The sequence below is a fragment of the Pseudomonas sp. 1 genome (assembly GCF_056626735.1).
The window spans coordinates 191,789-218,396 of the sequence record NZ_JBWXMQ010000005.1 but is presented as its reverse complement, the minus strand read 5'-3'; the positions used below and the strand labels follow the sequence as shown (position 1 = coordinate 218,396).

Genomic DNA, 26,608 nt, shown 5'->3' with positions numbered 1-26,608 from the left:
AGCGAGCTTGCTCGCGAATGCACCAGCGCGGTCCAACTGGCAGAAACCCGATAATCCGCGTCATCAACACCTCGGCCTCCCGCTGCTCCTCACGCAACCCCACGAACCGGCTCATTGCACCGCTCCGATATCGAATTCCAGCGGTTTGGCCGGTTTCTGCCCGATCCCGTACCAGTCCAGATTACGGGTCAGCACCATGAACACACCGAGCAGACCGAACAGCAGCAACGAGCCCATCAGCAGCGCGTAATCCTCGGCACTCAGCAGGCCATAGAGCAAACCGTACAACGCCGCCAACCCCGCCGAAAAACTCAAGCCATGCCGCACGCTGCGCAGTACGTGGCAGACATAGAAGCCGATCAACAGCACGCAACCGCTGGCCGACAACAGATACGCCAGGGCAAATCCGATGTGCTCGGACAACGACAGCAACAACAGATAAAAGAACGCCAGCGCTACACCCACCAACGCGTACTGCACCGGGTGCACCGCCAGGCTTTTCAGCACTTCGAACAGGAAGAATCCGGCGAACGTCAGAACGATGAACAGCAACGCATATTTGATCGCCCGGTCACTCTTCAGATATTGATCCACCGGATCGATGAAGCTCACGCCGAAACTGCGCCCGTTGAACGCCTCGCAATCATTGCCCGACACGCAACGGCTCATCGCTTCTTGCAAGTTGGTGGAGAAAAACGAGGTCTGCCAATCGGCGGTGAACCCCTGATCCGTGATCTCGCGCCTGGCCGGGAGGAAGTTGCCGATGAAGCTTGGGTGCGGCCAGTTGGCAGCGAGGTTAACCCGGCTGGTCTTGCCCACCGGCAGCACCTGCAACGAGCCGGTGCCTTGCAGGCGCAGGTCGAAGCCGAAGGCCAGTTCCGTGGTCCTGCCGGTGTCCAGCGCCGGCAGCGTCACTCGCACCCCCTCGCCCAGCCAGCCGACCTGAGTGCCGGGCACGAAGTCCAGGCGTTGCGCACCCAGTTCCAGCTTCAGCGCGTTTTCGATCCCGCGAATGTCGCTGATGCCGACCGCCAGGAATGGCGCATCGAAGGTGTAATCGACGAAGTCTTCCTTGATCCCCAACTGTGCCGGCAGCGAAAAATGCCCGCTGATGCGGTTGTCGGCATGGAACAGCCGCGCCTCATAAATGCCCCGGGCGCGCAGCTCGGTCTGCACCTGGCCGTCGAGCTCAAAACGCTCCGGCAGGAAATACAGGCGCCCACGTTCTTCGCCGATTTCCTGGTATCGCTCGTCGCTCTTCTCTTTGGTCTTCCAGGTGCGCACCACTTTGCGATACGGCACAACCATCACCGGCCCGCTGAGTTGCTGGCTGTAGCTCGAGCTTCTGGCGATGTCTTCCAGCACACCGTCACGCAGTTGCTGGCGATCATCGATGATGCCGTCGATCATCAGCAGCGGCACCAGCAACACCAGGATCAGCAGGGCAATGGCCCCGAGTTTTATCGTCAGACTTTTGTTCATGGGACTCTCCCTGTTTCGATGGGCAGAGTCTGCAAAGGGGATGTGGGGGTTTTGTGGGAGGAATGTGGAGTTTGTGTGGAGACTACAACTGCAGAACGACTTCCACCCCGCCTTCAACGTTGCCGATGCGCAGCGAACCACCGTGCAACTTGACCACCTCTTCGACGAAGTTGAGCCCGAGACCGGTGCTTTTACGTCCGCTGTCCGGACGGGGCAAAGAGTAGAAGCGCTCGCTCAAGCGGGGTAAGGCATAGTCGGGAATCGGCGTGGTTTCGTTGAACAGTCGAAGCACGATCTGCTCGCCAACCCGCTCGGCACTGAAGCGCAGCAAACCGTTTTGCGGCGTGAAATCCAGCGCGTTTTCCAGCAGATTGGCCAGCGCCTGACGCAGCAGAAACGGCTCGCCGATCAACGCCAGATCCGGCGCGATAGTTTGCTCGATCCGCAGTTGCCGGCCTTCGATACGCGCCATTTGTGCCTGTAGCAACTCATTCACCAGCGCTGCCAACGGCACGGCGACGCGCTCCTCAAGGCCCTGCCGCTGCTCGACCTGGGCAAGGTTCAGCAGGCGTTCAATCAACTGCTGCATGCGGGCACTTTCACTGTCGATATTGCCGACGAAACGCAGGCGCTGATCCGTCGGCATCTCGCCCTGCAACAACTCGGCGGCACCGCGAATCGCCGCCAGCGGGCTCTTCAATTCATGGGTCAGGGTGTGCACATAGCGTTCGACGTAGGCCTTGCCTTCGAGCTGGGTGCGCATCTGTTCCACGGCGGTCGCCAACTGCTCCAGCTCGCCACCGCGATAGTGCGGCACCGCCACCCGACGGCCCTCGCTCACCGCCTGGGCGTACACGGTCAAGCGGTGCAGCGCGCGGCTCAGCCACCACGACAGCACGGCGCCCAACAGCAGGCCGAGGCCGATCAACCCAGCGCCGTAACCGAGCAAACGCCGTTCCGTGCGATCGACATAGGGTTGCAGTGAACTGTTGGGTTTGGCCACGGTGACCACGCCGATGATCGCGCCGTTGTCGCGGATCGGTGCGCCGACGTGCATCACTGAAGAGTTCGGGTCATTCGGGTCGCTGCGGCTGGAGCGTGCGCCGTACTCGCCGCGCAGGGTCAGGTAGACGTCGTTCCAGCGCGAGTAGTCCTGACCGACGGCCAGACCACTGGAGTCCAGCACCACAATGCCCTTGGCGTCGGTGACGTAGATTCGGTGGTTGACCTGGTTCTTCGCCAGGCCCCAGATTGTCGCCTTCGGCTGGCGCTCACCATAGGCGCGGAGCAATTCGGGCCAGCGGTTCTGATTGAGCGTGCCGGCCTTGAAATCGTCCCGCAGGATTTCCGCCATCAGGTTGGCGGTATCGACCAGGGTTTCTTCGGTGGACTGGCGCACGCCGGGGCGGATTTCTTCCATCACGGTGTTGAGCACGAAATACCCGGTCAGGCCGATGAACAGCACGTACACCAGGAAAATCCGCAGCCCCAGCGACATCAGCTGTGCCCCGGGCTGTAGCTGTAACCGAGGCCGCGATGGGTCTGGATCGGCTCGGCCTCGGCGCGCACCAGACGCAATTTGGCGCGCACGCTTTTTATATGGCTGTCGATGCTGCGCTCGTAACCGGCATCCGCCGCCACGCCCAGCGCATCAAGCAGTTGCTCGCGGCTGAACACCCGCTCGGGCTGTTCGAGCAGGCATTGCAGCAGGCGGAATTCGTGGCGGGTCAGGCTCAGGGGTTGGCCGCGATAGCTGATCTGTACGCGCTCGGGATCGATGCGAAACACTCCCGACCAGGCATCAGCTGGCGGACGTGGCGCCATGCGTTTGAGAATCGCCCGGACCCGGGCCGCCACTTCACGGGGGCTGAACGGCTTGACCACGTAATCGTCGGCACCGATCTCCAGCCCCACCACGCGATCGATTTCGGCGTTGCGCGCGCTGAGAAACAGCACCGGCACTTCACTGAAACGACGCAACTGCTTGCAGGTTTCAAAGCCGCTGATGTCCGGCAGACCGATGTCGAGGATGATCAGATCCGCCGGGGTCTGGCGCTGATGCTCCAGCGCCGCCGCACCCAGATTCAGCCAGGTCGTGGTGAAGCCCTCGCCCTGCAAGGCAAAAATCAGCGTGTCGGCAATCGCCGCTTCGTCTTCGACAATCAGGATATGAGGCATGGCGTCCGAGCCTGTGGATTAAGTGCGCGAACGGTGCCCCAAGCCCGGCGTTACGTCAATGAGACCACCAGCGTCGCGTCTCACAAGTGCGTTCCTTTTTTGACGAGTGGCTGTTGTCGTCAGGCAAGGCGCCGCGACCAGTCATAGCCCGCTATGGCGAGGAGCGGCAACGCAGCATGACGGCAACAGACACCATCAAGAAGGAACAGCATTTGCGAGACACGACGCTCGATCAGCAATCAGGTTTGTCCGCCGTGAAGCGCCGCGCCGGGTTCACCGCCGCGCCAAACTCACGCAGAGCCTTGGCGCCGATCAGCAACGGGTAGTTGAAGTTGCTGCGGTCGGTCAGGTTGACCTCCACGGTACGCTTGACGTCGCCCAGGCACAGCTCCAGATCGACCACCGGGCGCTTGGCCACTTCGGTGCTTTCGCCCTCGTCTTCTTCATCCGAGCGGCTCTTGATCTTGCTGATCCGCGCGACCTTGTGTTCGTACACCTTGTTGCTCGCGTCCTTGGTGGCCAGGCGGAAACGCACCCAGTCTTCGCCGTCGCGTTTGAACGTCTCGATGTCCTTGGCCGACAGCGAGGCGGTCAGCGCGCCGGTGTCCATCTTGGCCTTGAGCACTTCACCGCCGATTTCCGGCAGCGCGATGTATTCGTAACGACCGTACAGGGTCGGCTCGGCGGCGAGAACCGGCAGGGCGACGAGGGAAAGCAGTGCAAGGAGGGATTTCACGTAAAGGCTTCCTTGGGAAATGGGGGCGTCAGACGCGAGATTTTAGACCGTTGTTTACTTGATCGTTCCCACGCTCCGCGTGGGAATGCATCAGGTGACGCTCCGCGTCACAGGGACGCAGAGCGTGGGGACGATCAGGCTAACGCGCCAAAGGTGAAACATTCGTCACCGGACGATTTGGCCTGCTGGCCGAAGCCACTTATCATGGCGCGCCCATCCGTTTTCCAAGAGTTGCTTATGCGCCGCTTGCTCACCGGCTGTCTCGTCACCCTGCTGCTGTTGTCCAACACCCTCGTGCTCTTCGGCCCGCTGATGGTGTTCGCCCTGCTCAAGCTGGTCCTGCCGGGGCGCTTTCGCGACTACGCCTCGTGGGCGGTGATGTGGATCGCCGAAACCTGGGCAGAAATCGACAAGCTGATCTTTCGCCTGTGCATCCCCACCCAATGGGACATTCGCGGCGGAGAAGACCTGCGCAGCGACACTTCCTACCTGGTGATCAGCAACCATCAATCCTGGGTCGATATTCCGGCGCTGATCCAGACCCTCAACCGGCGCACGCCGTTCTTCAAGTTCTTCCTCAAGAAAGAACTGATCTGGGTACCGTTCCTGGGCCTGGCCTGGTGGGCGCTGGATTACCCGTTCATGAAGCGCTACACCAAGGCGTTCCTGGCGAAGAACCCGGAGCTGGCCGGCAAGGATCTGGAAATCACCAAGGCTGCGTGCGAGCTGTTCAAGCGCCAGCCGGTGACGGTGGTGAATTATCTGGAAGGCACGCGTTACACGGCTGCCAAAAGCACTCAGCAGCAGTCACCGTTCAGCCACCTGCTCAAGCCCAAGGCGGGCGGCGTGGCGTTCGTACTGGCGGCGATGGGCGAACAGCTGGACGCGATTCTCGATGTGACCGTGGTTTATCCACAGCAGAAGATTCCGGGGTTCTGGGACCTGATCAGCGGCAACGTGCCGCGCGTGATCATCGACATCCAGACCCGCGAGCTGGATCCGGCCTTGTGGCAGGGCGATTACGAAAACGATCCGGTGTTTCGCGAGAAGGTCCAGAACTGGGTCAATCAGCTCTGGACCCTCAAGGATCAGCGCATCAACGAACTCAAGGACGAGCGCCGCTGAGTCAACCGTTGGTGCCGGTGCCCCAGATGCTGCCCAGGCTTTGCAGCAACGAACCACCGACACCCTGCTGACCAAGGTATTGAAGGAGGATCGGGGCAAACTGGCCGACCATCCCGCTGTCCATGCCCAACGCACCGAAGGCGTTGTTCAGGTCATTGGTGTCTTTGACGTTGCCCAGCGCATTTTCCAGCCCGGCTGACTTGCCCGACGAGCCGAGCAAGCCGCTCAATGCCGCCAGACTGCCAGCGCCGCCCGACAATTGGTCGATACCGGGCACTTCCTTGGCCAGTTCGGAATAATCAGTGCTGCTCAATTGGTTCTTCGCCAGGCCCAACATGGCACTGGTGCCACCCACGGCTTGTTGGGGCGTCAGGTCCAGCGCGCTCAGCGCACTCAACAAGCCAGCGGTTTCCGAGGTCGGCGCTGCGGTTGCAGCCTTGTCCCCGCCCTGCATGCCCGATACCACGCCGGCCACGTCGTTCAAACTGAAACCGGCAAACACCGGTCCTGCCGCCAGGGTCAGGAGCGATGCCAGGGCAAAACCGCGTGAAATCTTCATTCAGACATCCTCTTGAAAAACGGCCACCGGACAACGGCGGCGAAACTTCCGATTTGACCGGGGATATGGCGGCGCGTTCCGGTCATTCCAATTCGAAGTCTGAGTTATTCCAAATGGTTTCGAAAAACTGTCAAACCTGACAGTTACCGGCTGAATTCAAGTGAATTACATTGAATTCGAGACAAGTTTGCCGCGGATTTCTAGGGAGATGCTGCGATGGAGAAGCGATTGGCAGACCGCGACGACTCGATCATCCCGCCGGCGAAGAATCCGTCGAAGGACGATACAAGGAAGATGAATGCCCAACCCTCACCAATCGTCTTTTGCATTGATTCTGACGATCCAATCATTGGAAAAATCAGGGCCGGAGGAAAGGTCAGTCATGAAGTGATGAAAAGTGATACAGGGCAGGATTACGCAATCAACGTTCAACTGGTTCGCGACAAAACTACAGGGAAATCCTGGTCGTGAACGGTGAAACCGTGGCTTCGGACAGCAAACAGGATGCATGGAAATGTCAAACAGACAAAACGGCACTGTAAAGTGGTTTAACGAGGCAAAAGGCTACGGCTTTATTACCCCTGATGGCGGCGGCGGCGATCTTTTCGTCCACTTCCAATCCATTCAATCGGCTGGATTTAAAACTTTGCAAGAAGGACAGTCTGTGACCTTCATTGCTGTGAAAGGAGAGAAGGGAATGCAAGCGGAACAAGTTCAGTACGTATAGAAATCCGTTCAAAAAGTACGGCGCCTCAATGGCGTCGTTTTCGTACTGCGTAAGCCCTGCGCTGCATTTATTCCAATCAGTGCTAAATAAATACGGGAGCATAGTGAAGCAACATAATCAACTGTCACTTCTGACAGGTGCCAAAACAACCGCCACTTCATAGCATGAATGCTCCATTTATCAAAAAAGGAACTTCCCATGCCACTTTCCAATGATAAAAAGAGTGCATTGAAAGGCACAACGCTGAGCATCTTCGCCATGTTCACAATGGTGATCAGCACTTATACGCTTGCTGAGAGCTGCCCCCCATTAAGTTCGATATCCTCGCAAGACGTCAACGGCACCTTTCACTACTCCGCTGGTGCATTCAAGGGCTCAAATGCGGATACGGGCGTGGAACCAGAAAATGTCGACTACTCAAAGAAAAGTGGAGTCAAGTTCACAACGGCTACCCTCGCACAGCGTAAAGTAGGATCAGAGGGAGAAGATCCGGCAGATAAGCCTGGTAGCATTATCAGTTATGTCAAATGTGATTACGAAGGCTCTGGGGCCGACGACCGTGTACGTCTTTCCCAAAGAACGACAGCATTTGCTACCGAAGCCAAAGGCACTTGGGAAAAAGACACACAGGAAAACAGTGCTAATACTCATAACAAAAAGTGTAGTGCATCTGATGTAACCGACTGCGAGTTCAACCTTCCTTAATCACCACTGGAAATAAAAAACGGCGCCTGACCAGGCGCCGTTTTTTTGTTGGCTTACGCCGCACTGAACAACTTGTGCGGATCAATCACAAACTTCTTAGGTACACCCGCATCGAATTCGCCGTAGCCTTCCGGCGCCTGGTCGAGGCTGATGACCTGCACGCCCACCACTTCGGCGATGTTGATGCGGTCCCACATGATCGCCTGCATCAGCTGGCGGTTGTACTTCATCACCGGGGTTTGTCCGGTGTGGAAGCTGTGGGATTTGGCCCAGCCAAGGCCGAAACGAATGCTCAGGCTGCCCATTTTCGCGGCGGCATCGACAGCGCCCGGATCTTCGGTCACGTACAGGCCCGGAATACCGATCTTGCCGGCGACACGCACCACGCCCATCAGCGAGTTGAGCACCGTGGCCGGGGCTTCGGATTTGACGCCGTCGTGACCATGGCCGCGAGCTTCGAAGCCGACGCAGTCCACCGCGCAATCCACTTCAGGCTCGCCCAGCAATGCAGCGATCTGTTCGTGCAACGGGGTGTCTTTCGACAGGTCAACAATCTCGAAACCCTGAGCCTTGGCGTGGGCCAGGCGGATGGTATTGACGTCTCCGACGATCACCACCGCCGCGCCGAGCAAACGGGCGGAGGCGGCTGCGGCCAGACCGACCGGACCTGCACCCGCGATGTAAACGGTGCTGCCCGGACCAACGCCGGCGGTAACGGCGCCGTGGTAACCGGTCGGCAGAATGTCGGAGAGGCAGGTCAGGTCACGGATTTTCTCCATGGCCTTGTCGCGGTCCGGCAGTTTCAGCAGGTTGAAGTCGGCGTACGGCACCAGCACGTATTCGGCCTGGCCGCCGGTCCAGTCGCCCATGTCGACGTAACCGTAGGCACCGCCGGCGCGGGCCGGGTTGACGGTCAGGCAGACGCCGGTGTGTTGCTCCTTGCAGGAACGGCAGCGCCCGCAAGCCACGTTGAACGGAACGGACACCAGGTCGCCGATTTTCAGGTTTTCGACGTCGCTGCCCTTCTCGATCACTTCACCGGTGATCTCGTGCCCCAGCACCAGACCGACCTGGGCGGTAGTACGGCCGCGCACCATGTGCTGGTCGGAGCCGCAAATATTGGTTGAAACCACACGCAGGATGACGCCGTGCTCGATCTTCCTGCCGCGCGGGTCCTGCATTTTCGGATAGTCGATTTTCTGTACTTCGACCTTGCCAGCGCCGAGATACACCACACCACGATTGCCAGACATGCTTTCACCTCGCTGTTGTTTTTATGGAACCGCGCCGCCCAGGCAGGCAGCGCGTTAAGTGCTCGGGTACAGATGCTGATTCTTGTGTTGCCTGTTATGGCCTCATCGCCAGCAAGCTCGCTCCCACAGGGGTACGCATTCCAATGTGGGAGCGAGCTTGCTCGCGAAAGCGATCTAGAGAACGACCGTGCGATTGGCGTTCAAAAACACCCTCCGCTCAATGTGATACCCCACCGCCCGGGCCAAGGTCAGGCCTTCGATATCACGCCCCTTGGCGATCAGGTCTTCGGGGTAATGACTGTGATCCACCGCCTCGACGCCCTGGGCGATGATCGGCCCCTCGTCGAGGTCGTTGTTAATGTAATGCGCCGTGGCGCCCACCAGTTTCACGCCCTTGTTGTAGGCCTGGTGATACGGCTTGGCGCCCTTGAAGCCCGGCAGCAGCGAGTGGTGAATGTTGATCGCCTTGCCATCGAGCTTGCGGCACAGCTCCGGTGACAGCACCTGCATGTAGCGGGCGAGAATCACCAGTTCAGCGCCGGCCTCCTCGATCACCTGCCACACCTGCCGTTCCTGGGCGGGTTTGTCGTTGGGGTCGAGGGGGAAATGGTAGTAGGGAATCTGGTGCCAGTCGGCCAGCGGCTTGAGGTCCGGGTGGTTGGAGACCACCGCCGCCACATCCATCGACAACTGGCCGATGCGCTGGCGGTAGAGCAAGTCGTTGAGGCAGTGATCGGCCTTGGAAACCATGATCACCACTTTTGGCCGGTAGTTCGGCGCGGTCAGCTCGAAGATCATGCCGAACGCCTGACCGCGTTCGGCGAGGCCGGCGCGGAAGGATTGCTCGTCGAAGCCTTCGGGCTGACGGAATTCCACCCGAATGAAGAACCGGCCCGAAAGCCGGTCATCGAACGAGTGGTGCTCGGTGACGTAACAGCCCTGCTCGAACAGAAAACGCGTCACCGCGTCCACGGTGCCGAGAACGCTGGGGCAGTCGGCGGTCAGAATCCATGTATCCGGGGCGCGGCTCATCGTTTTCTCCTGGGTCTGGCCTCTGATCGTTCCCATGCTCTGCGTGGGAATGCCGCAATGGACGCTCTGCGTCCGTTCTTGGGACGCGGAGCGTCCCGGGATGCATTCCCACGCAAAGCGTGGGAACGATCATTACGCCTGAACGCTTAGGCCGTATTCGGCAGACGCATCCTGCAACCACAACCACCAGTAATCCGAGAAGCTGCGACGGATCAGCAGTTCCCAGGTGTCTTCGGCGGTGTGGCGAATCATCAGCTGCGACTTGGCGAACACCGTGCCAACGGCCTTGCCGACCGGGAAGTTGTTCGGGTGAACGTCGTAGCTGGTGGATTTCATCAGCACCTGACGCACGTTCGGGCCGCTCAGTTCAAGTATTTGCTGCCCGCCGCTGACGTTGACGATTGCGATGTGCAGATCGCCCAGCGCTTCGCGCAGTTTCTGCTCGGCGGCGAATTCTTCACCGCTCGGCACGATCAGCAGCCACTCATCCGGCCCCATCCATTGCAGGCTGGTTTCGCCTTTGACGATCACGCTCAGGGCGCCCGGCAATTCGATGCCCAGCGCTTTGTGCACGCCGGCAGCGAACGCGGCATCGTGACCGTCGCCACGGATGGTCAGATGGCCGAGGAGTTTCTTCTCGCGCACGGTCACGCCGGCGGTCTTGCGGCCCTTGCCGACCAGGCTGGCGAGGTCGGCGTGATGCAGCGACGACTCGGCCTTGGCCCCGTTAGTCGGGCGTTGTTGGTAAACGTTGGCTGCGGTCATAAAGCACCTATTCTTTTGTTTGATCGTTCCCACGCTCTGCGTGGGAATGCCGCCATGGACGCTCTGCGTCCGCTCTTGGGACGCGTAGCGTCCCGGGATGCATTCCCACGCAGACGGTTCGACGCCTCGACGTGGGAACGATCAGTGTCAAATGTTCTGGCGATCGCCTTTCGGATCGAAGAACACCGAAGAAACGATTTCCGCCTCGATCACGCTGCCGTCCGCCAGCGGTGCGAACACCCGCTCGCCCATGCGCTTCAGACCGCCCTTCACCACGCCCATGGCAAACGAATAGCCGAGGGAGTTGTGCGCGTAGCTGGAGGTCACGTGGCCGACCATGGTCATCGGGATCGACTGCTTGGTGTTGAACACCAGCTGTGCACCTTCCGGCAGCCACACGTTCGGATCGATCGGCTTCAGGCCCACCAGTTGTTTACGCTGGTCACGCACGCAGTCTTCACGGTTCATGCCGCGCTGGCCGATCCACGAGAACGGTTTGGTGCGGCCGACGCACCAGCCCATGTTCAGGTCGTCCGGGGTCATCGAGCCGTCGGTGTCCTGGCCGACGATGATGAAGCCCTTCTCGGCCCGCAGCACGTGCATGGTCTCGGTGCCATACGGGGTCAGGTTGTACTGCTTGCCCGCCTCGACGATTTTTTCCAGCACGCCCATCGCGTAGTCGGCCTGGACGTTGACTTCGTACGACAGCTCACCGGTGAACGAGATGCGGAACACCCGTGCCGGCACACCGCCGACCAGACCTTCTTTCCAGGTCATGAACGGGAACGCTTCGTTGGCCAGATCGATGTCGGTCACGGCGCTGAGCAGCTTGCGGCTGTTCGGGCCGGACAGGGTCATGGTCGCCCAGTGGTCGGTGACGGAGGTGAAATAAACCTTCAGGTCCGGCCATTCGGTCTGGTGGTACAGCTCCAGCCACTGCAGGACGCGAGCCGCGCCGCCGGTGGTGGTGGTCATGACGAAATGGTTGTCGGCCAGACACGCCGTCACACCGTCGTCGAAGACCATGCCGTCTTCCTTGCACATCAGGCCGTAACGGGCCTTGCCCACGTCGAGCTTGGTCCAGGCGTTGGTGTACACGCGGTTGAGGAACTCGCGGGCGTCCGGGCCCTGGATGTCGATCTTGCCCAGGGTCGAGGCGTCCAGCAGGCCAACGCTGTCGCGCACAGCCTTGCATTCGCGTTTGACCGCGGCATGCATGTCTTCGCCGTTTTTCGGGAAGTACCAAGGACGCTTCCACTGACCGACGTCTTCGAACTCGGCGCCGTTTTTCAGGTGCCATTGATGCAGCGCGGTGTAACGCACCGGTTCGAAGATGTGCCCGCAGTGACGGCCGGCTACCGCACCGAATGTCACCGGCGTGTAGTTCGGACGGAACATCGTGGTGCCCATCTGCGGGATGGTCACGTTCAGCGAACGGGCGGCAATCGCCAGGCCGTTGACGTTGCCGAGCTTGCCCTGATCGGTGCCGAAGCCCAGCGCGGTGTAGCGTTTGACGTGCTCGACCGATTCGAAACCTTCGCGGGTCGCCAGTTCGATGGCGGCGGCGGTCACGTCGTTCTGCAGGTCGACGAATTGCTTCGGCGCCCGGGAAGTACCTTTCTCGTGCGGCACCTGGAACAGCGCCAGGGTGGGTTCTTCGAGACGGCTCAGGGCTTTCGGCAACACGGCTTCAACGGTCTGGAAACCGGCTTCGGACGCAGCGCGCACGCCGCCTTCAAAACCGTCAGCCAGCGAATCGCCAAGACCGTAGACGCCGTTGATGCCACCGACGCACACGCGTTTTTGCGGTGCTTCGCCCGGTACGAAACCGAGGATGTCTTCGCGCCAGATCGGCTTGCCGCCAAGGTGCGACGCCAGGTGAACCACCGGGCTGTAACCACCGGAGCTGGCGATCAGGTCGCAGTCGAGCCATTCGCCCGGGCTGGTGACCTTGTGGCCTTTGACATCGATCGCCGCCACGCGGGCAGCGGTGACGTGCTTGCTGCCACGGGCCTCGATCACGGCGCTGCCAGTGAGGATGCGAATGCCTTTGGCGCGCGCTTCTTCCACCAGTGCACCACGCGGATTGCTGCGCGCGTCGGCGATGGCGACCACTTGCAGGCTGGCGTCGAGCCAGTCCAGCGCCACCCGATAGGCGTGATCGTTGTTGGTCGACAGCACCAGCTTTTTGCCCGGTGCCACGCCGTAACGGCGCACGTAGGTCGACACTGCGCCGGCGAGCATGTTGCCCGGCACGTCGTTGTTGCCGTAGACCAGCGGACGCTCGTGAGCGCCGGTCGCCAGCACCACACGCTTGGCGCGGACGCGGTGAATGCGCTGACGCACCTGGCCGATCGGAGCACGGTCACCGAGGTGATCGGTGAGGCGTTCGTGAATGGTCAGGAAGTTGTGGTCGTGGTAACCGTTGACCGTGGCGCGCGGCAACAGCAGCACGTCCGGAGTGTTCTTCAATTCAGCGATGACACTGGCCACCCACTCCATCGCAGGCTTGCCGTCGAGGCTTTCGCGGGAGTCGAGCAGGCTGCCGCCGAACTCTTCCTGTTCATCGGCGATGATCACCCGCGCACCGCTGCGCGCAGCCGCCAGGGCAGCGGCCAGACCGGCCGGGCCGGCGCCGACGATCAGCACGTCGCAGTGCTGGTTCATGTAGTCGTAGGTGTCCGGATCGACCTCGGTCGGCGAGCGACCTAAACCTGCAGCCTTGCGGATGTACTTCTCGTAAGTCATCCAGAACGATTGCGGATACATGAAGGTTTTGTAGTAGAAACCCGGTGGCATCAGCTTGCCGCCGACCTTGCCGAGAATTCCCATCATGTCGTTGTTGACGCTCGGCCAGCCGTTGGTGCTGGTGGCGACCAGGCCCTGGTACAACGCCTGTTGCGTGGCGCGCACGTTGGGAATCTGGGTGGCTTCGGTTGCACCGATCTGCAGCACCGCGTTCGGCTCTTCGGCACCGGCGGCGAAGATGCCGCGTGGACGCGAATACTTGAAGCTGCGGCCAATGATGTCGACGCCGTTGGCCAGCAGGGCTGCGGCCAGCGAGTCGCCTTCGAAACCTTTGTAGGTCTGGCCGTTGAAGGTGAAGCTCAGCACTTTGTTGCGGTCGATCCGTCCACCGTTGGACAGGCGATTGGTCTGGCTCATACCTTCTCTCCCAGCGCCGTCGTGGCTGTTTTCGCAGTGTCAGCCTTGTCGGTGAATTGCGGCTTGGTGCCGATCTTGTAGGTTTCGAGAATCTCGTAGGTCACGGTGTCGCGGGTGACGTTGAAGTACTGGCGGCAACCGGCGACGTGATCCCACAACTCGTGGTGCAGACCGCGAGGGTTGTCGCGGAAGAACATGTAGTCGCCCCACTCCTCGTCGGTGCAGCTGTTCGGATCCAGCGGACGCGGAATGTGCGCCTGGCCGGATGCATGGAATTCCTCTTCGGAGCGCAGTTCGCCGCAGTGAGGACAGAAGATATGCAACATGGGGATTTCTCCTGTTAGTGGGCGACAGCCGCAGCGCCGTGTTCATCGATCAACGCACCGCTGTGGAAACGGTCGATGGAGAAAGGTGCGGCCAGCGGGTGCATTTCACCTTTGGCCAGACTCGCGGCAAACACGTTGCCCGAGCCAGGTGTGGCCTTGAAGCCACCAGTGCCCCAACCGCAGTTGAAGAACATGTTCGGCACCGGGGTCTTCGAGATGATCGGGCAGGCGTCCGGCGTGGTGTCGACGATGCCGCCCCACTGACGGTTCATGCGCACCCGCGACAGCACCGGGAACATCTCGACGATGGCCTGGATGGTGTGCTCGATCACCGGATACGAACCGCGCTGACCGTAGCCGTTGTAGCCGTCGATACCGGCGCCGATCACCAGGTCGCCCTTGTCGGACTGGCTGATGTAACCGTGCACGGCGTTGGACATGATCACGCTGTCGATGATCGGTTTGATCGGCTCGGACACTAGCGCCTGCAACGGGTGGGATTCGATCGGCAGACGGAAACCGGCGAGTCTGGCCATGTGCCCGGAGTTACCGGCGGTCACCACGCCGACGCGCTTGGCGCCGATGAAACCCTTGTTGGTTTCAACGCCGATGCACACGCCGTTTTCCTTGCGGAAACCGATCACTTCGGTCTGCTGGATCAGGTCCACGCCCAAGGCGTCGGCGGCACGGGCAAAGCCCCACGCCACGGCATCGTGACGGGCCACGCCGCCGCGACGCTGAACGGTTGCGCCCATCACCGGGTAGCGGGTGTTTTTCGAGCAGTCGAGGTACGGAATTTCGTCCGCGACTTGCTTGGCGTTGAGCAGTTCGCCGTCCACGCCATTGAGGCGGTTGGCGCTGACCCGACGCTCGGAATCACGGATGTCCTGCAGGGTGTGGCACAGGTTGTAGACGCCGCGCTGGGAGAACATCACGTTGTAGTTCAGGTCTTGCGAAAGGCCTTCCCACAGTTTCATCGCGTGTTCGTACAGGTGCGCCGACTCGTCCCACAGGTAGTTGGAGCGGACGATGGTGGTGTTGCGCGCGGTGTTACCGCCGCCCAGCCAACCCTTCTCGACCACGGCCACGTTGGTGATGCCGTGTTCTTTGGCCAGATAGTAGGCCGTCGCCAGACCGTGCCCGCCGCCGCCGACAATGACCACGTCGTAGACCTTTTTCGGGGTCGGCGTGCGCCACATGCGCTGCCAGTTTTCGTGGTGGCTGAGGGAGTGTTTGAAGAGGCCGAAGCCCGAATAGCGTTGCATAGTCATGTACTCCAGAACGCTCAGCGATAAACCGGGAAGTCAGCGCACAGGGCCGAAACCTGCTGGGCGACATTGGCCTCGACATCGGCATCGCCGAGGTTGTCGAGGATGTCGCAGATCCAGCCGGCCAGCGTCACGCACTGGGTCACCTTGAAGCCGCGGGTGGTCACCGCCGGGGTGCCGATGCGCAGGCCGGAGGTGACGAACGGCGACTGCGGGTCGTTCGGTACGGCGTTCTTGTTGACGGTGATGTGCGCGCGACCGAGGGCGGCATCTGCGTCTTTACCGGTGAGGCCCTGACGGATCAGGCTGACCAGGAACAGGTGGTTGTCGGTGCCGCCGGACACTACATCGTAGCCACGTTTGATAAAGACGCTCGCCATCGCCTGGGCGTTGTCGATCACTTGTTGCTGATAGGCCTTGAAGCCAGGCTCAAGCGCTTCCTTGAAGCACACGGCCTTGCCGGCGATGACGTGCATCAGCGGGCCGCCCTGGGCGCCGGGGAATACCGCCGCGTTGAGCTTCTTCTCGATCTCTTCGTTCGCCTTGGCCAGGATCAGGCCGCCACGCGGACCGCGCAGGGTCTTGTGGGTGGTGGTGGTGACCACATCGGCGTACGGCAGCGGGTTCGGGTACAGACCGGCGGCCACCAGACCGGCAACGTGGGCCATGTCGACGAACAGCAGCGCGCCAACCTTGTCGGCGATCTGACGGAAGCGCGGGAAGTCGAGGGTTTTCGAGTAAGCCGAGAAACCGGCGACGATCATTTTCGGTTTGTGCTCGACGGCCAGACGCTCGACTTCGTCGTAATCGATCAGGCCGGTGTTGGTGTCGATGCCGTACTGCACGGCGTTGTACAACTTGCCCGAGGACGAAACCTTGGCGCCGTGGGTCAGGTGACCGCCGTGGGCCAGACTCATGCCGAGAATGGTGTCGCCTGCTTGCAGCAGGGCCAGGTACACGGCGCTGTTGGCCGAGGAACCGGAGTGCGGCTGGACGTTGGCGTAATCGGCGCCGAACAGTTGCTTGGCGCGTTCGATGGCCAGCGCTTCGACCTTGTCGACGTGCTCGCAGCCACCGTAGTAGCGCTTGCCCGGATAGCCTTCGGCGTATTTGTTGGTCAGGCCGCTGCCTTGCGCTTCCATCACGCGTTTGCTGGTGTAGTTCTCCGACGCGATCAGCTCGATGTGATCTTCCTGACGTTGCTCCTCGGCATTCATCGCCGCCAGCAGTGCATCGTCGTAACCCTGGATCCGGTCTTGCTTGCTGAACATCGCGTCTCTCCCAGCGGCATCTGTGCGCCATTCGTCTCGGTAAGGCACGGCGTTCAGCCAGTGCCCTTTGATGCGATGGTATGGCCGGCGCAGGGAGGTCAAATGCCTACGGACGCCACGCAAAGGTGCGTTTACGACATGGCGGGGACGACGGACTCAAACAAGCAGCTGGCGCAAGGCCAGAAGGACCATGAAATGCGCGGGATAGAGCGCATACGCCCAGCGCCGCATGGGTGGCGCGTGGAGGTAAGTGGCGTGTCGCAACAGGATCATTCCGAGCAGTGGCGCCATCAGGCAGGTCGCAATGCCGAGGATGGCGACGATGTTGCCGAACTGCGCGGCTTCGTACAGCACCCGCCATTGATTCGCGGCCACACACACCAGCCCTGGTAGCAGGCTGAAATACCAGGGCCGATGAAATACCAGCAACATCGCCAGCGGCAGCAGGACGCCGAACAGACCGAACATCAGCCGCTCCGGGAACATCGCCGCCGCCAGTAAGGCTCCGACTCCCAGCAGGCGTGAAATCAGCACTCGATCCTGCCAGCCTCGCGCCACCAGCAAACCCAGCGCCAGCGTGGGCATCACGTTCAAGGTGTCGGGCGCGGGAATGTACAGACGGTAGGGAATTTCACTGATAGCGCTGAACAGCAGCAACCAGCCCAGATAGCGCCATTCGGTCTTGCGTGCGCCGTCCCGGGTCAGATTCGCCGCCATCGCCAGGCAGAACCACGGGAACGCCAGCCGTCCCGGCACATACAGCCAATCGGCGCTGATCCCGACATATCGCAGGTGATCGAGCAGCATGCTCAGCAGCGCCAGCCACTTGAGCAGATCGAGTGCGCCGTCGCGCCGGCTCAGGTGCATAATCGGCTCGCATCCTTGTAAAGTTTTGACAGCGACATCCCGTGTGCTCCCCGGATGATCTTCGGTACAGTGCGCACCATCATTGACCCCACGAAGCGCCACAAGCGCCTCGATTACGGAAGCCGGCCATGACCGACAAGAGCCAACAATTCGCCAGCGACAACTATTCCGGTATCTGCCCTGAAGCCTGGGCTGCCATGGAACAGGCCAACCACGGCCACCAGCGCGCCTATGGCGACGATGAGTGGACAGCACGCGCCTCCGATTATTTCCGCAAGCTGTTCGAGACCGACTGCGAAGTGTTCTTCGCCTTCAACGGCACCGCCGCCAACTCCCTCGCGCTGTCGTCGCTGTGCCAGAGTTACCACAGCGTCATCTGCTCGGAAACCGCCCACGTCGAAACCGACGAATGCGGCGCACCGGAATTTTTCTCCAACGGTTCGAAACTGCTGATCGCCGGCACTGAAAACGGCAAGATCACCCCGGCCTCGATCCGCGAGGTCGCGCTCAAGCGCCAGGACATCCACTACCCGAAACCGCGCGTGGTGACACTGACCCAGGCCACCGAAGTCGGCAGCGTCTACACCCCGGAAGAAGTCCGCGCCATCAGCGACACCTGCAAGGAACTGGGCTTGAACCTGCACATGGACGGCGCGCGCTTTTCCAACGCCTGCGCCTTCCTCGGCTGCTCGCCGGCGGACCTGACCTGGAAGGCCGGTGTCGACGTACTGTGCTTCGGCGGCACGAAAAACGGCATGGCGGTGGGTGAAGCTATCCTGTTCTTCAACCACAAACTGGCCGAAGACTTCGACTACCGCTGCAAACAGGCCGGGCAACTGGCTTCGAAGATGCGCTTCCTGTCGGCGCCGTGGGTCGGCATCCTGGAAAACGACGCCTGGCTCAAATACGCCCGCCACGCCAACCACTGCGCGCAACTGCTGGCTGAACTGGTCAGCGACATCCCGGGCGTGGAACTGATGTTCCCGGTCCAGGCCAACGGCGTGTTCCTGCAACTCTCGGAACCGGCCATCGCCGCCCTGACCGCTCGCGGCTGGCGCTTCTACACCTTCATCGGCAAGGGCGGCGCCCGCTTCATGTGCTCGTGGGACACCGAAGAAGAACGCGTACGCGAACTGGCGCGCGACATCCGCGAAGTCATGTCGGCCTGATCGCCTCCCCGTGGCGTTGATCGTTCCCACGTCGAGGCGTCGAACCGTCTGCGTGGGAATGCATCCGGGGACGCTCCGCGTTCCTCTCAGCAGCACCGCAAGATTCAAGGATGAATCCCATGGGCCGAAGCCGCTACACCATCACCGAATCCGACAAACCTCACTTCCTGACCTGCACGCTGGTGGAGTGGCTGCCACTGTTCGTCCGCCCTTATCTCGTCGACCACCTGCTCAACTGTTGGCGCTATCAACAAACCCATCAGGAGCTGAAGCTCTACGGCTACGTGATCCTGGAAAACCACCTGCACTTCGTCGCCCAGGCGCCTGACCTGAGCAAATGCCTGAGCCAGTTCAAATCCTTCACCGCCCGACAGATCATTGATGATCTGCAAAGTAAGGGTGCAGAAAGAGCATTGAATCGGCTTCGCTTCAGCAAACGGGCACACAAGGAAGATCGGGTGTATCAGATGTGGCAGGAAGGTGCTCACGCAGAGATGGTCTACAGCGAAGAAGTCATGCGCCAGAAACTCGATTACATCCACAACAACCCGGTAAAGCGCGGTTATGTCGAGCTGCCTGAGCACTGGCGGTATTCGAGTGCCCGAAATTATGCAGGGCTGGAGGGGTTGATCGAGGTTCAGCGCTGGTACTGAAGCCCCCGATATCCCACCCGCAGATCGTTCCCATGCTCCGCGTGGGAATGCCTCCCGGGACGCTCCGCGTTACTGCCACACCACCGACGCAACGCCTGCCACCGTCATGACGCGGAGCGTCAAAGGCTGCATTCCCACGCAGAGCGTGGGAACGATCACTACTCAAAGCGACAACTGAATTCCCTACCGTCGCCACAGACATCGGCCTCCCTACTCCGATCGTTCCCATGCTCCGCGTGGGAATGCATACCGGGACGCTCCGCGTTCCTGCCGCACCACCGACGCAACGCCTGCCACCGTCATGACGCGGAGCGTCGAGGGCTGCATTCCCACGCGGAGCGTGGGAACGATCACTACTCAAAGCGACAACTGAATTCCCTACCGCCGCCACAGACATCGGCCTCCCTACTCCGATCGTTCCCATGCTCCGCGTGGGAATGCCTTCCGGGACGCTCCGCGTTCCTGCTGCACCGCCGATGCAATGCCAGGCACCGTCGTGACGCGGAGCGTCAAAGGCTGCATTCCCACGCGGAGCGTGGGAACGATCAGGCTCCCCCCTTCCATTTCAGCTCCATCGTCTACATTGTTTGTCGAGCCTTCGCTCGCATAACAATAAGCAGGAGCTTGCGCATGTCGCTAAAAGGCAAAACCTTGTTCATCACTGGCGCCAGCCGTGGCATCGGGCGCGAGATTGCGCTGCGGGCTGCGCGGGACGGGGCCAATATCGTGATCGCGGCCAAGAGCGCCGAACCGCATGCCAAATTGCCCGGCACCATTCACAGTGTCGCGGCGGAAGTCGAAGCGGCCGGCGGCAAGGCACTGGCGTTGCAAGTGGATGTACGCGATGAAGACGCGGTGCGTCAGGCGCTGGCCCAGGCCAATGAACATTTCGGCGGGATCGATGCGCTGGTGAACAACGCCGGGGCGATCAAGTTGACCGGTGTGCAGCACATCGAACTCAAGCGTTTCGACCTGATGCATCAGATCAACACCCGTGCGGTGTTGCTGTGCAGCCAGGCGGCGTTGCCCTATTTGAAGAAGTCCTCTGGACACATTCTCAACCTGTCACCGCCGCTGAACCTGGCCAGCAAATGGTTCGCGCAATACAGCCCCTACACGGTGACCAAGTACGGCATGAGCATGCTGACGATCGGGATGAGCGAGGAATTCGCCCACTACGGGATCAGTGTCAATTCGCTATGGCCGCAGACCATGATCGCCACGGCGGCGATCGAGTTTCAGCTGGGCAATCGCGAGTCGTTCAAGCATGCGCGCACGCCGGCGATCATGGCGGACGCGGCACATGTGATTCTGAACAGCAGCGGACGGCGGATTACCGGGCGGTTGTTGATTGATGAGGAGGTTTTGCGGGAGAGCGGCGTGACCGAGTTCGATCATTACCGTTTTGAACCGGGAAGTGATGCGAAGTTGATGACGGATTTGTTTGTCGACTGAACGACAACCCCTGTGGGAACGAGCTCGTTCCCACAGGATTCATGCCTCCATCAATATTCGATCCGTACATCCCCCTTCGGCACGCTGCAGCAAGAAAGAATGTACCCCTCCGCCTCGTCGTCCTCGGTGATCCCGCCGTTGTGATCCATCTCTACCTCGCCGCCGAGCTTGAGCACCTTGCACGTCCCGCAGATCCCCATGCCACAGGCTTTCGGGATCATCAGGCCGACCTTGGCCGCCGCCGCATGCACGGTCTCGCCCGGAGCCACGCGGATGCTCTTGTCCGATGAGGTGAATTCCACCAGGTGCAGATCCGCCGCCGGGATTTCCGGTGCTTCGGCGGCCTGCTCGGCCTGTTCCACCGCATCGGCGCGGGCTTCCGGCGGCGTGGCGCCGAAGGACTCCTCGTGATAGCGCTTCATGTCGTAGCCGGCGTTTTCCAGCAGGCGCTTGACCGCTGTCATGTATGGCGTCGGGCCGCAGCAGAAGACTTCACGCTCAAGGAAGTCCGGCACCATCAGTTCCAGCATCTTGTGGTTGAGATAGCCGCGATAGCCGGCCCACGGCTCGCCCAGCCCGTGCTTCTCGCAGATCAGGTGCAGGCTGAAGTTGTCGATCCGCGACGCCATGTGTTCCAGCTCGCGGTGGTAAATGATGTCCTTCGGTGAGCGGGCGCTGTGGATGAACGTCATGTCGACGTTGCCGTTGGTGTCGTAGAACCAGCGCGCCATGGACATCACCGGGGTGATACCGACGCCACCGCTGAGGTACAGCACTTTCGGGCTCGGGAAGTCGATCGCGTTGAACAGCCCGACCGGTCCGTGCACCGCCAGCTCCTGACCTTCGTGCAGGGTGTCGTGCAACCAGTTGGACACCTTGCCCCCCGGCACGCGCTTGATGGTCACCGAAAAGCTGTACGGCACCGACGGCGAGCTGGAGATGGTGTACGAACGCATGATCGGCTGGCCTTCGATTTCCAGCTCCAGGGTCACGAACTGCCCGGGCTTGAAGAAGAACAGGATCGGCTGGTCGGCCATGAAACAGAAGGTGCGCACGTCCCAGGTTTCCTGGATGACTTTGACGCAACGGACGATGTGTCGGCCATTGGCCCAGGTCTGGGTGGTGACCGGATTCAGGAAGCTGTTCGACATGCTGTTCTCCACGGCCGACTGTCGGCCTTCATGTGGCGATTCTGCGTATAGCGTGAACGCCCCGTTTACCTATCCGCGACATTCACATACTTATCGCGACCAGCCCCCAACCACCGGGGGTTGCGCGTCGGGAACAGATTGCACCATGTCGCCCATGGATAAGGTTCCCGCCTGCGCCGGCCCCACACTCGCCCCAACACAAACGGTTTCTTTACACCTTGCGTAGCACCCTTTAGCCGCACACCCGATCAGCCACTTTCGCGGCCACGCAGATGGCCTTGAGGAATTCATCGATGGACACCGCAAAAATCAGCCTGGGCGACCTGCTGGAACCCGCACGCAAGGCCACCGCACAAATGCTGCAGGAGCGCGAGCGCACCTTTTCGCTGCCGCAACCGTTCTACAGTGACGAGCGCCTGTTCGATATCGACATGCAGGAGATCTTCCAGAAAGAGTGGTTGATCGCCGGCATGACCTGCGAGATCCCGGCCAAGGGCAACTACCTGACCCTGCAGATCGGCAAGAACCCGATCATCGTCATTCGCGGTGCCGAAGGCGTGGTGCATGCGTTCCACAACGTCTGCCGCCACCGTGGCTCGCGCCTGTGCACCAGCGACAAGGGCAAGGTCGCCAAACTGGTCTGCCACTACCACCAGTGGACCTACGAACTGGACGGCCGCCTGCTGTTCGCCGGTACCGAGATGGGCGCCGATTTCGACATGAATCAGTACGGCCTCAAACCGGTGAACGTGAAGACCGCCGGCGGCTACATCTTCATCAGCCTGGCGGAAAACCCGCCGGCCATCGATGACTTCCTGTCGACCCTGAACCACTACATGGAACCCTACGACATGGAGAACACCAAGGTGGCGGTGCAAACCACCTTGATGGAAAAGGCCAACTGGAAACTGGTGCTGGAAAACAACCGCGAGTGCTACCACTGCAACGGTTCGCACCCGGAGTTGCTGAAAACCCTGCTGGAGTGGGACGACGTCACTGACCCGCGCGCCGACCAGGCGTTCAAGGATCACGTCGCCGCCTCTGCCGCTGCCTGGGAAGCCGAGAAGATCCCTTACGCTCACGCCAGTTTCGGCCTGCGCAACCGCATCGTGCGCATGCCGCTGCTCAAGGGCACCGTGTCGATGACCATGGACGGCAAACAGGGCTGCGCCAAGCTGATGGGCCGGATCAAGAACCCGGACCTGGGCTCGATGCGCATCCTGCACCTGCCGCACTCGTGGAACCACTGCATGGGTGACCACATCATCGTCTTCACCGTGTGGCCGATCAGCGCCCAGGAAACCATGGTCACCACCAAATGGCTGGTGCACAAGGATGCGGTCGAAGGCGTGGATTACGACGTCGAACGCATGCGCAAGGTGTGGGACGCGACCAACGATCAGGACCGTCGTCTGGCCGAAGAGAACCAGCGCGGGATCAACTCCACCGCGTACCAGCCGGGGCCGTACTCCAAGACTTATGAGTTCGGCGTGGTCAACTTCGTGGACTGGTACAGCGAGCGGATGCTGAGCAACCTCGGCGCCGAGCCTGCACCCTACCTCAAAGGCGTCCCGGTTCAGGGTTAAACCCGCGCCGTACAACAAAACCCGCAGACGTCGTCCGACGCTGCGGGTTTGTTTTTTCATGCCTTACTTCGCCATGATTCTCATGCTCGAAACCTTGCCATCCAGCGTGTTGCTCGGACCGCCTCGAATGACGCGGTAGGCACCCGCGTCATAACTCCTCTCGAAGCTGCCAATAATCACCGGCGTAGTAATGTCGCTTATAAAATCCACCCGTGCGTAGCCCTGGTTTTCATTCACGTTCTTATTTCCATAGACCATGAAACTGGAGCCGCCCTTGGCTTTCACAACCTTCGCGGACCGCGCTTCATCGTTATCACAGTCACCGCTGAAGTTGAATGTCCGGGTGGTCGCGAGGTTCACCGTACAAACAACATTTTCAGTGGCGGAATTGCCCTCGTAGAACACCACACTTGCGTCACGAAAGTCGCCTGGCGCCGGTGATTTTCCTATCGAAATACGCGAGATCTTTCCATCCAGACCGTTATTACGAACATGGGTTACTTTGATATCGGCGCTTTCAAAGTTGGCCTCGAAACTGCCAAGTCTTACTGATTCATTGATCCCGATATCACGTTTAACATCAACAAAGGTGTAATCGTCACTGGTATTGCCACCGGACGAGTCATAAACACTCAGACGTGTACCTTTGGCGATACCACGCAACTCAAGCGAGCGCGCTTCATCATTCTCACAACCCCGTGCAGGCAAACTGAAATCGAGATCCTGCCCCGCCGGAACGACACAGACACTGTCACCGGTCTTGTCCACATTGTTTTTCGAGTAGAAGTAGAAACCACCCTGAGTCAATGCGGCTGCGTAGGGGAAGGCATCCCCCGTCTGATTGAAATCAATCGTCAGGAAGCTGGGGGCGGTGCGCTTGCCCAGTGCGCTTGCACAATGGTTATCAACACGGCGCTCAAGCCAGGTCAGGTTGTTATCGGTACTGCCCGCATGCAGTGATGTCGCGCCCCAGCCGTGGAACTGGTTCATCACGAACAGCCTTGGCCATTGAGTGAATCCAGTGACTGACACGGTCGGATGGTAATTCGTCCAGCGCGAAGGGCAACTCCATTCATGCTTGAGCGAAGTAATGCCCAGATCCCAGTAGTTCTGGCTTTCCCATTGACTGTCCTGCAGCACATTGATGGTCTTGCCATTGACGTTGTACTCCCCGGCATTTCGGTCGGTGAGAATAACCAGTCGCTTGCCGCTGCCGATCATCTGCTCAAGCGTCGGCCATGTACGGGTGTTCGGATAGGCCTTGGGATCGAATACCCAATCAGCCAGACCTGGCACCCGATTCATCGCATTGTTGAATTCGGCCCTTCCCACAAGGTTTTCCAGCAACAGCGTCACGACAGCGTTGGGATTACTGCGCAGATAAGGCAGAAATACATTGTTCAATGCATCGGCAAATTTCATGTCCGTACGTATGTCGCAAGTACCTTTTTCTCCGGTGTGACACAGATAGGCATCGGCCCCACCCGTCAGGTTTCCGGGGTGCAAGTCCAGCATGAAACCACGAACGCCCCGGTTGAGCTGAGTGCGCATGTCATCCAGATAACCATTGTGAGCAGTGACCCACGAATATTCGTTGAACGGCTTCTTGAAGTCAGTGATACCCGGCGCTGTTTCAGCGGCGGACACTAACGACAAAGAACCAAGCTGGGCACACAAGAGCCCCAGCGAAAGTGCTGTTTTCTTGATAGCAAACATTGTTCAATCTTCCATGATAAAAGTCCCGACAATCGAATGACTGCCGGCAACTTATTTACCGAAAAATCAAACAAGTCGCATATCGAATATATAGTTCCGAATGTTTTTATAATTTTGAAAAACAAAAATGCGCCCAACCGGGCGCACTTGAGTTAAATACACTAGATTGATCGCCAGCGAACTTCCCCATTCTCGGCGATAAATTCTTCAACGATATTTTCGCCATCCAGCCGAACTTTCGCATATCCGTTCAACACCCGCAGCGGGTAGTCCGGATCGTTCGCATCCTGCGTCTCCGAAAACAGCACCCGCGAATGTCCGTTCAGCTCGCTGGTGGTGCCGTAAGGAATCGCGCCGTGCCCGGCACAGCGCGCATGCAGCCCACCTTGTGGTGCGTAGACGATGCCGTTGTGCAGATGCCCCCAGTACCAGTAATCCGGCTCGCGCCCCAGTGCATCGCACACCGGCTGATACAGCGCGGTCTTGTTGTGCCCGGTGATGTCAAAGCCCTGATGGTGGCTGAGCACCATGAGTTTCTTGCGTTTCGGCAGGCCCTTCATCCACTCGATCTGCGGCTTGTTCAGAGTGCCGTCCATGTACAGGTTCATGACGTCCGAGGCATACGCCGTGTCCAGACCGACAATCAGCCAGTCGTCGTTGATCAGGGCAAAGTAGCTGGTGCCCTGCTGCCCCGGAAAACGCGCGGCCAGTTCCTTGAAATAGCCGTGGGCGCCGCTGTACATCTCGTGGTTCGAATTAAGGGTGAACGAGCCGCGGGTACCCATCGGCCAGCCCGCCATGTCGGTGTCTTCCTGAGAATGGGTGCCGGCGTAATAAACGTCCCCCAGGTGAATGGTGAAATCGGCATTGGCCAGTTGCATCTGGTTGGCCACCGACACCGCCGGCGCATGGCTGTTGAACGGACCGGTGCCCCAATCGCCGGCAATCGCCAGCGTTACCTGGCGATCCATTTTCACCAGTGCCGGATCGGTGCCGAAGGTCGCGTGATGGCGCAGGTTTTCAATCCACTTGAGCAGCGCCTCGCTCCACAGCAGATCCAGCAGTTCCCACTTGCGACAGCCCAGCAGCGTGCCGTCCTTGAGCACTTTGGTCTGCAGTTGATCGGGCGATTGCGGCAGCGGCGTCGCGTTGCCGATGCGCAGGATCGACAAGCCGTGGGACAGCTCCCACGGCACCGCCGGTTCGTCGTCCGGCAGCTCGCCGTGCTTGAGCACGTATTGCGCCTGATCGTGACCGCGCTGGAGCAATTTGATGATGGCTTGAAACTCCTGCGGCTCGAGTTCGCTGATGAGCTTCATCCAGGCCATTTCGATGCGCGTGAACAGGCCATGCAGGCGCACCTTGACCTTGTCGTATTCGTGTTTCAGATGACCGACCGCTGACATGACGTAATCCTCT

The 26,608-nt window shown here is 60.2% G+C and carries 24 protein-coding genes; 8 read left to right on the top strand and 16 right to left on the bottom strand.

The genetic code is table 11. From position 1 onward, the window contains the following. Nucleotides 1-111: 111 nt before the first annotated feature. From creD to rloA2, 4 genes are all read right to left on the bottom strand, one after another. A complete protein-coding gene (gene creD, locus AC1MDC_RS09995) occupies nucleotides 112-1,482 on the bottom strand; it encodes a cell envelope integrity protein CreD (RefSeq protein WP_085697756.1) in 1,371 nt (456 codons plus the stop codon). An 82-nt stretch (nucleotides 1,483-1,564) separates the two neighbouring features. Next, complete coding sequence (gene creC, locus AC1MDC_RS09990; RefSeq protein ID WP_480392928.1) at nucleotides 1,565-2,980, bottom strand: two-component system sensor histidine kinase CreC; 1,416 nt, start codon at nucleotides 2,978-2,980, stop codon at nucleotides 1,565-1,567. After that, nucleotides 2,980-3,660, bottom strand: coding sequence for a two-component system response regulator CreB (creB, locus tag AC1MDC_RS09985; RefSeq protein ID WP_085702861.1), 681 nt, complete (start codon nucleotides 3,658-3,660; stop codon nucleotides 2,980-2,982). Before creB ends, creC begins: the two co-directional genes overlap by 1 nt. 232 nt (nucleotides 3,661-3,892) lie before the next feature. Continuing rightward, nucleotides 3,893-4,396: a retropepsin-like aspartic peptidase RloA2 gene (gene rloA2, locus AC1MDC_RS09980; RefSeq protein ID WP_007959815.1), complete on the bottom strand. Its 504-nt coding sequence runs from the start codon at nucleotides 4,394-4,396 to the stop codon at nucleotides 3,893-3,895. Between the two features lie 237 nt (nucleotides 4,397-4,633). Here rloA2 and AC1MDC_RS09975 point away from each other — a divergent pair, with 237 nt between their 5' ends. Next, complete coding sequence (locus tag AC1MDC_RS09975; protein WP_085697760.1) at nucleotides 4,634-5,521, top strand: acyltransferase; 888 nt, start codon at nucleotides 4,634-4,636, stop codon at nucleotides 5,519-5,521. A 1-nt stretch (nucleotide 5,522) separates the two neighbouring features. On the opposite strand, the gene AC1MDC_RS09970 is transcribed toward AC1MDC_RS09975, so the two are convergent. Further along, nucleotides 5,523-6,080, bottom strand: a complete 558-nt coding sequence (locus tag AC1MDC_RS09970; protein ID WP_039768021.1) for a DUF2780 domain-containing protein — start codon at nucleotides 6,078-6,080, stop codon at nucleotides 5,523-5,525. A gap of 216 nt (nucleotides 6,081-6,296) precedes the next feature. Here AC1MDC_RS09970 and AC1MDC_RS09965 point away from each other — a divergent pair, with 216 nt between their 5' ends. The 3 genes from AC1MDC_RS09965 to AC1MDC_RS09955 all read left to right on the top strand — a co-directional run bounded on the left by AC1MDC_RS09965 (nucleotide 6,297) and on the right by AC1MDC_RS09955 (nucleotide 7,512). Beyond that, nucleotides 6,297-6,551: a hypothetical protein gene (locus tag AC1MDC_RS09965; protein ID WP_480392927.1), complete on the top strand. Its 255-nt coding sequence runs from the start codon at nucleotides 6,297-6,299 to the stop codon at nucleotides 6,549-6,551. 43 nt (nucleotides 6,552-6,594) lie between these two features. Beyond that, the gene (locus AC1MDC_RS09960; RefSeq protein ID WP_085697761.1) at nucleotides 6,595-6,807 is read left to right on the top strand and encodes a cold-shock protein; all 213 of its coding nucleotides are present in this window, start codon (nucleotides 6,595-6,597) and stop codon (nucleotides 6,805-6,807) included. A 198-nt stretch (nucleotides 6,808-7,005) separates the two neighbouring features. After that, nucleotides 7,006-7,512: a DUF3757 domain-containing protein gene (locus tag AC1MDC_RS09955; RefSeq protein WP_170929722.1), complete on the top strand. Its 507-nt coding sequence runs from the start codon at nucleotides 7,006-7,008 to the stop codon at nucleotides 7,510-7,512. Between the two features lie 53 nt (nucleotides 7,513-7,565). Here the strand turns inward: AC1MDC_RS09955 and fdhA are convergent, their stop codons facing one another. The 8 genes from fdhA to AC1MDC_RS09915 form a co-directional block, all read right to left on the bottom strand. Then, nucleotides 7,566-8,765 carry a formaldehyde dehydrogenase, glutathione-independent gene (gene fdhA / locus AC1MDC_RS09950; protein ID WP_085688554.1) on the bottom strand — a complete coding sequence of 400 codons (1,200 nt, stop codon included), beginning with the start codon at nucleotides 8,763-8,765 and terminating at the stop codon, nucleotides 7,566-7,568. A 174-nt stretch (nucleotides 8,766-8,939) separates the two neighbouring features. After that, nucleotides 8,940-9,797 carry a formyltetrahydrofolate deformylase gene (purU, locus tag AC1MDC_RS09945; RefSeq protein WP_085688556.1) on the bottom strand — a complete coding sequence of 286 codons (858 nt, stop codon included), beginning with the start codon at nucleotides 9,795-9,797 and terminating at the stop codon, nucleotides 8,940-8,942. Nucleotides 9,798-9,929: 132 nt separating this feature from the next. Further along, nucleotides 9,930-10,562, bottom strand: a complete 633-nt coding sequence (locus AC1MDC_RS09940; RefSeq protein WP_085697764.1) for a sarcosine oxidase subunit gamma — start codon at nucleotides 10,560-10,562, stop codon at nucleotides 9,930-9,932. A 147-nt stretch (nucleotides 10,563-10,709) separates the two neighbouring features. Beyond that, nucleotides 10,710-13,727 carry a sarcosine oxidase subunit alpha gene (locus tag AC1MDC_RS09935; protein WP_085654007.1) on the bottom strand — a complete coding sequence of 1,006 codons (3,018 nt, stop codon included), beginning with the start codon at nucleotides 13,725-13,727 and terminating at the stop codon, nucleotides 10,710-10,712. Continuing rightward, entirely contained in the window at nucleotides 13,724-14,053 is a 330-nt protein-coding gene (locus tag AC1MDC_RS09930; RefSeq protein ID WP_011336273.1) for a sarcosine oxidase subunit delta, read from the bottom strand. Before AC1MDC_RS09930 ends, AC1MDC_RS09935 begins: the two co-directional genes overlap by 4 nt. 14 nt (nucleotides 14,054-14,067) lie before the next feature. Then, entirely contained in the window at nucleotides 14,068-15,318 is a 1,251-nt protein-coding gene (locus tag AC1MDC_RS09925; RefSeq protein ID WP_065260219.1) for a sarcosine oxidase subunit beta, read from the bottom strand. 20 nt (nucleotides 15,319-15,338) lie between these two features. Beyond that, nucleotides 15,339-16,592 (bottom strand): serine hydroxymethyltransferase, encoded by a 1,254-nt coding sequence (gene glyA, locus AC1MDC_RS09920; RefSeq protein ID WP_085697766.1) that lies wholly within the window; start codon nucleotides 16,590-16,592, stop codon nucleotides 15,339-15,341. A 156-nt stretch (nucleotides 16,593-16,748) separates the two neighbouring features. Then, complete coding sequence (locus AC1MDC_RS09915; protein WP_480392926.1) at nucleotides 16,749-17,459, bottom strand: TraX family protein; 711 nt, start codon at nucleotides 17,457-17,459, stop codon at nucleotides 16,749-16,751. 128 nt (nucleotides 17,460-17,587) lie between these two features. Between AC1MDC_RS09915 and AC1MDC_RS09910 the strand changes: the two genes are divergently transcribed. From AC1MDC_RS09910 to AC1MDC_RS09900, 3 genes are all read left to right on the top strand, one after another. Then, nucleotides 17,588-18,628, top strand: a complete 1,041-nt coding sequence (locus tag AC1MDC_RS09910) for a threonine aldolase family protein (RefSeq protein WP_007959802.1) — start codon at nucleotides 17,588-17,590, stop codon at nucleotides 18,626-18,628. Nucleotides 18,629-18,747: 119 nt separating this feature from the next. After that, entirely contained in the window at nucleotides 18,748-19,281 is a 534-nt protein-coding gene (locus AC1MDC_RS09905; protein ID WP_085702864.1) for an REP-associated tyrosine transposase, read from the top strand. A 630-nt stretch (nucleotides 19,282-19,911) separates the two neighbouring features. After that, a complete protein-coding gene (locus tag AC1MDC_RS09900) occupies nucleotides 19,912-20,736 on the top strand; it encodes an SDR family oxidoreductase (protein WP_480392925.1) in 825 nt (274 codons plus the stop codon). A gap of 50 nt (nucleotides 20,737-20,786) precedes the next feature. Here AC1MDC_RS09900 and gbcB read toward each other — a convergent pair whose 3' ends face one another. Beyond that, a complete protein-coding gene (gene gbcB, locus AC1MDC_RS09895; protein ID WP_085697770.1) occupies nucleotides 20,787-21,887 on the bottom strand; it encodes a glycine-betaine demethylase subunit GbcB in 1,101 nt (366 codons plus the stop codon). Between the two features lie 293 nt (nucleotides 21,888-22,180). Between gbcB and gbcA the strand changes: the two genes are divergently transcribed. Continuing rightward, nucleotides 22,181-23,473, top strand: coding sequence for a glycine-betaine demethylase subunit GbcA (gene gbcA / locus AC1MDC_RS09890; RefSeq protein ID WP_085697771.1), 1,293 nt, complete (start codon nucleotides 22,181-22,183; stop codon nucleotides 23,471-23,473). 63 nt (nucleotides 23,474-23,536) lie between these two features. Here the strand turns inward: gbcA and AC1MDC_RS09885 are convergent, their stop codons facing one another. Then, complete coding sequence (locus tag AC1MDC_RS09885; protein WP_480392924.1) at nucleotides 23,537-25,189, bottom strand: phosphoinositide-specific phospholipase C-related protein; 1,653 nt, start codon at nucleotides 25,187-25,189, stop codon at nucleotides 23,537-23,539. A gap of 161 nt (nucleotides 25,190-25,350) precedes the next feature. Then, nucleotides 25,351-26,595: a metallophosphoesterase family protein gene (locus AC1MDC_RS09880; RefSeq protein ID WP_085702867.1), complete on the bottom strand. Its 1,245-nt coding sequence runs from the start codon at nucleotides 26,593-26,595 to the stop codon at nucleotides 25,351-25,353. Nucleotides 26,596-26,608: the final 13 nt, after the last annotated feature.

What these genes read in the sequence shown, in the direction of transcription:
- AC1MDC_RS09900 (WP_480392925.1), top strand. Translation starts at nt 19,912, where the DNA reads ATGTCGCTAAAAGGCAAAACCTTGTTCATCACTGGCGCCAGCCGTGGC.
- glyA (WP_085697766.1), bottom strand. Translation starts at nt 16,592, where the DNA reads ATGTTCAGCAAGCAAGACCGGATCCAGGGTTACGACGATGCACTGCTG.
- AC1MDC_RS09915 (WP_480392926.1), bottom strand. Translation starts at nt 17,459, where the DNA reads ATGCACCTGAGCCGGCGCGACGGCGCACTCGATCTGCTCAAGTGGCTG.
- AC1MDC_RS09930 (WP_011336273.1), bottom strand. Translation starts at nt 14,053, where the DNA reads ATGTTGCATATCTTCTGTCCTCACTGCGGCGAACTGCGCTCCGAAGAG.
- AC1MDC_RS09940 (WP_085697764.1), bottom strand. Translation starts at nt 10,562, where the DNA reads ATGACCGCAGCCAACGTTTACCAACAACGCCCGACTAACGGGGCCAAG.
- fdhA (WP_085688554.1), bottom strand. Translation starts at nt 8,765, where the DNA reads ATGTCTGGCAATCGTGGTGTGGTGTATCTCGGCGCTGGCAAGGTCGAA.
- gbcB (WP_085697770.1), bottom strand. Translation starts at nt 21,887, where the DNA reads ATGTCGAACAGCTTCCTGAATCCGGTCACCACCCAGACCTGGGCCAAT.
- AC1MDC_RS09960 (WP_085697761.1), top strand. Translation starts at nt 6,595, where the DNA reads ATGTCAAACAGACAAAACGGCACTGTAAAGTGGTTTAACGAGGCAAAA.
- gbcA (WP_085697771.1), top strand. Translation starts at nt 22,181, where the DNA reads ATGGACACCGCAAAAATCAGCCTGGGCGACCTGCTGGAACCCGCACGC.
- AC1MDC_RS09955 (WP_170929722.1), top strand. Translation starts at nt 7,006, where the DNA reads ATGCCACTTTCCAATGATAAAAAGAGTGCATTGAAAGGCACAACGCTG.
- AC1MDC_RS09905 (WP_085702864.1), top strand. Translation starts at nt 18,748, where the DNA reads ATGGGCCGAAGCCGCTACACCATCACCGAATCCGACAAACCTCACTTC.
- purU (WP_085688556.1), bottom strand. Translation starts at nt 9,797, where the DNA reads ATGAGCCGCGCCCCGGATACATGGATTCTGACCGCCGACTGCCCCAGC.
- AC1MDC_RS09910 (WP_007959802.1), top strand. Translation starts at nt 17,588, where the DNA reads ATGACCGACAAGAGCCAACAATTCGCCAGCGACAACTATTCCGGTATC.
- AC1MDC_RS09885 (WP_480392924.1), bottom strand. Translation starts at nt 25,189, where the DNA reads ATGTTTGCTATCAAGAAAACAGCACTTTCGCTGGGGCTCTTGTGTGCC.
- AC1MDC_RS09970 (WP_039768021.1), bottom strand. Translation starts at nt 6,080, where the DNA reads ATGAAGATTTCACGCGGTTTTGCCCTGGCATCGCTCCTGACCCTGGCG.
- AC1MDC_RS09880 (WP_085702867.1), bottom strand. Translation starts at nt 26,595, where the DNA reads ATGTCAGCGGTCGGTCATCTGAAACACGAATACGACAAGGTCAAGGTG.
- AC1MDC_RS09925 (WP_065260219.1), bottom strand. Translation starts at nt 15,318, where the DNA reads ATGCAACGCTATTCGGGCTTCGGCCTCTTCAAACACTCCCTCAGCCAC.
- AC1MDC_RS09965 (WP_480392927.1), top strand. Translation starts at nt 6,297, where the DNA reads ATGGAGAAGCGATTGGCAGACCGCGACGACTCGATCATCCCGCCGGCG.
- creC (WP_480392928.1), bottom strand. Translation starts at nt 2,980, where the DNA reads ATGTCGCTGGGGCTGCGGATTTTCCTGGTGTACGTGCTGTTCATCGGC.
- AC1MDC_RS09935 (WP_085654007.1), bottom strand. Translation starts at nt 13,727, where the DNA reads ATGAGCCAGACCAATCGCCTGTCCAACGGTGGACGGATCGACCGCAAC.
- creB (WP_085702861.1), bottom strand. Translation starts at nt 3,660, where the DNA reads ATGCCTCATATCCTGATTGTCGAAGACGAAGCGGCGATTGCCGACACG.
- creD (WP_085697756.1), bottom strand. Translation starts at nt 1,482, where the DNA reads ATGAACAAAAGTCTGACGATAAAACTCGGGGCCATTGCCCTGCTGATC.
- AC1MDC_RS09975 (WP_085697760.1), top strand. Translation starts at nt 4,634, where the DNA reads ATGCGCCGCTTGCTCACCGGCTGTCTCGTCACCCTGCTGCTGTTGTCC.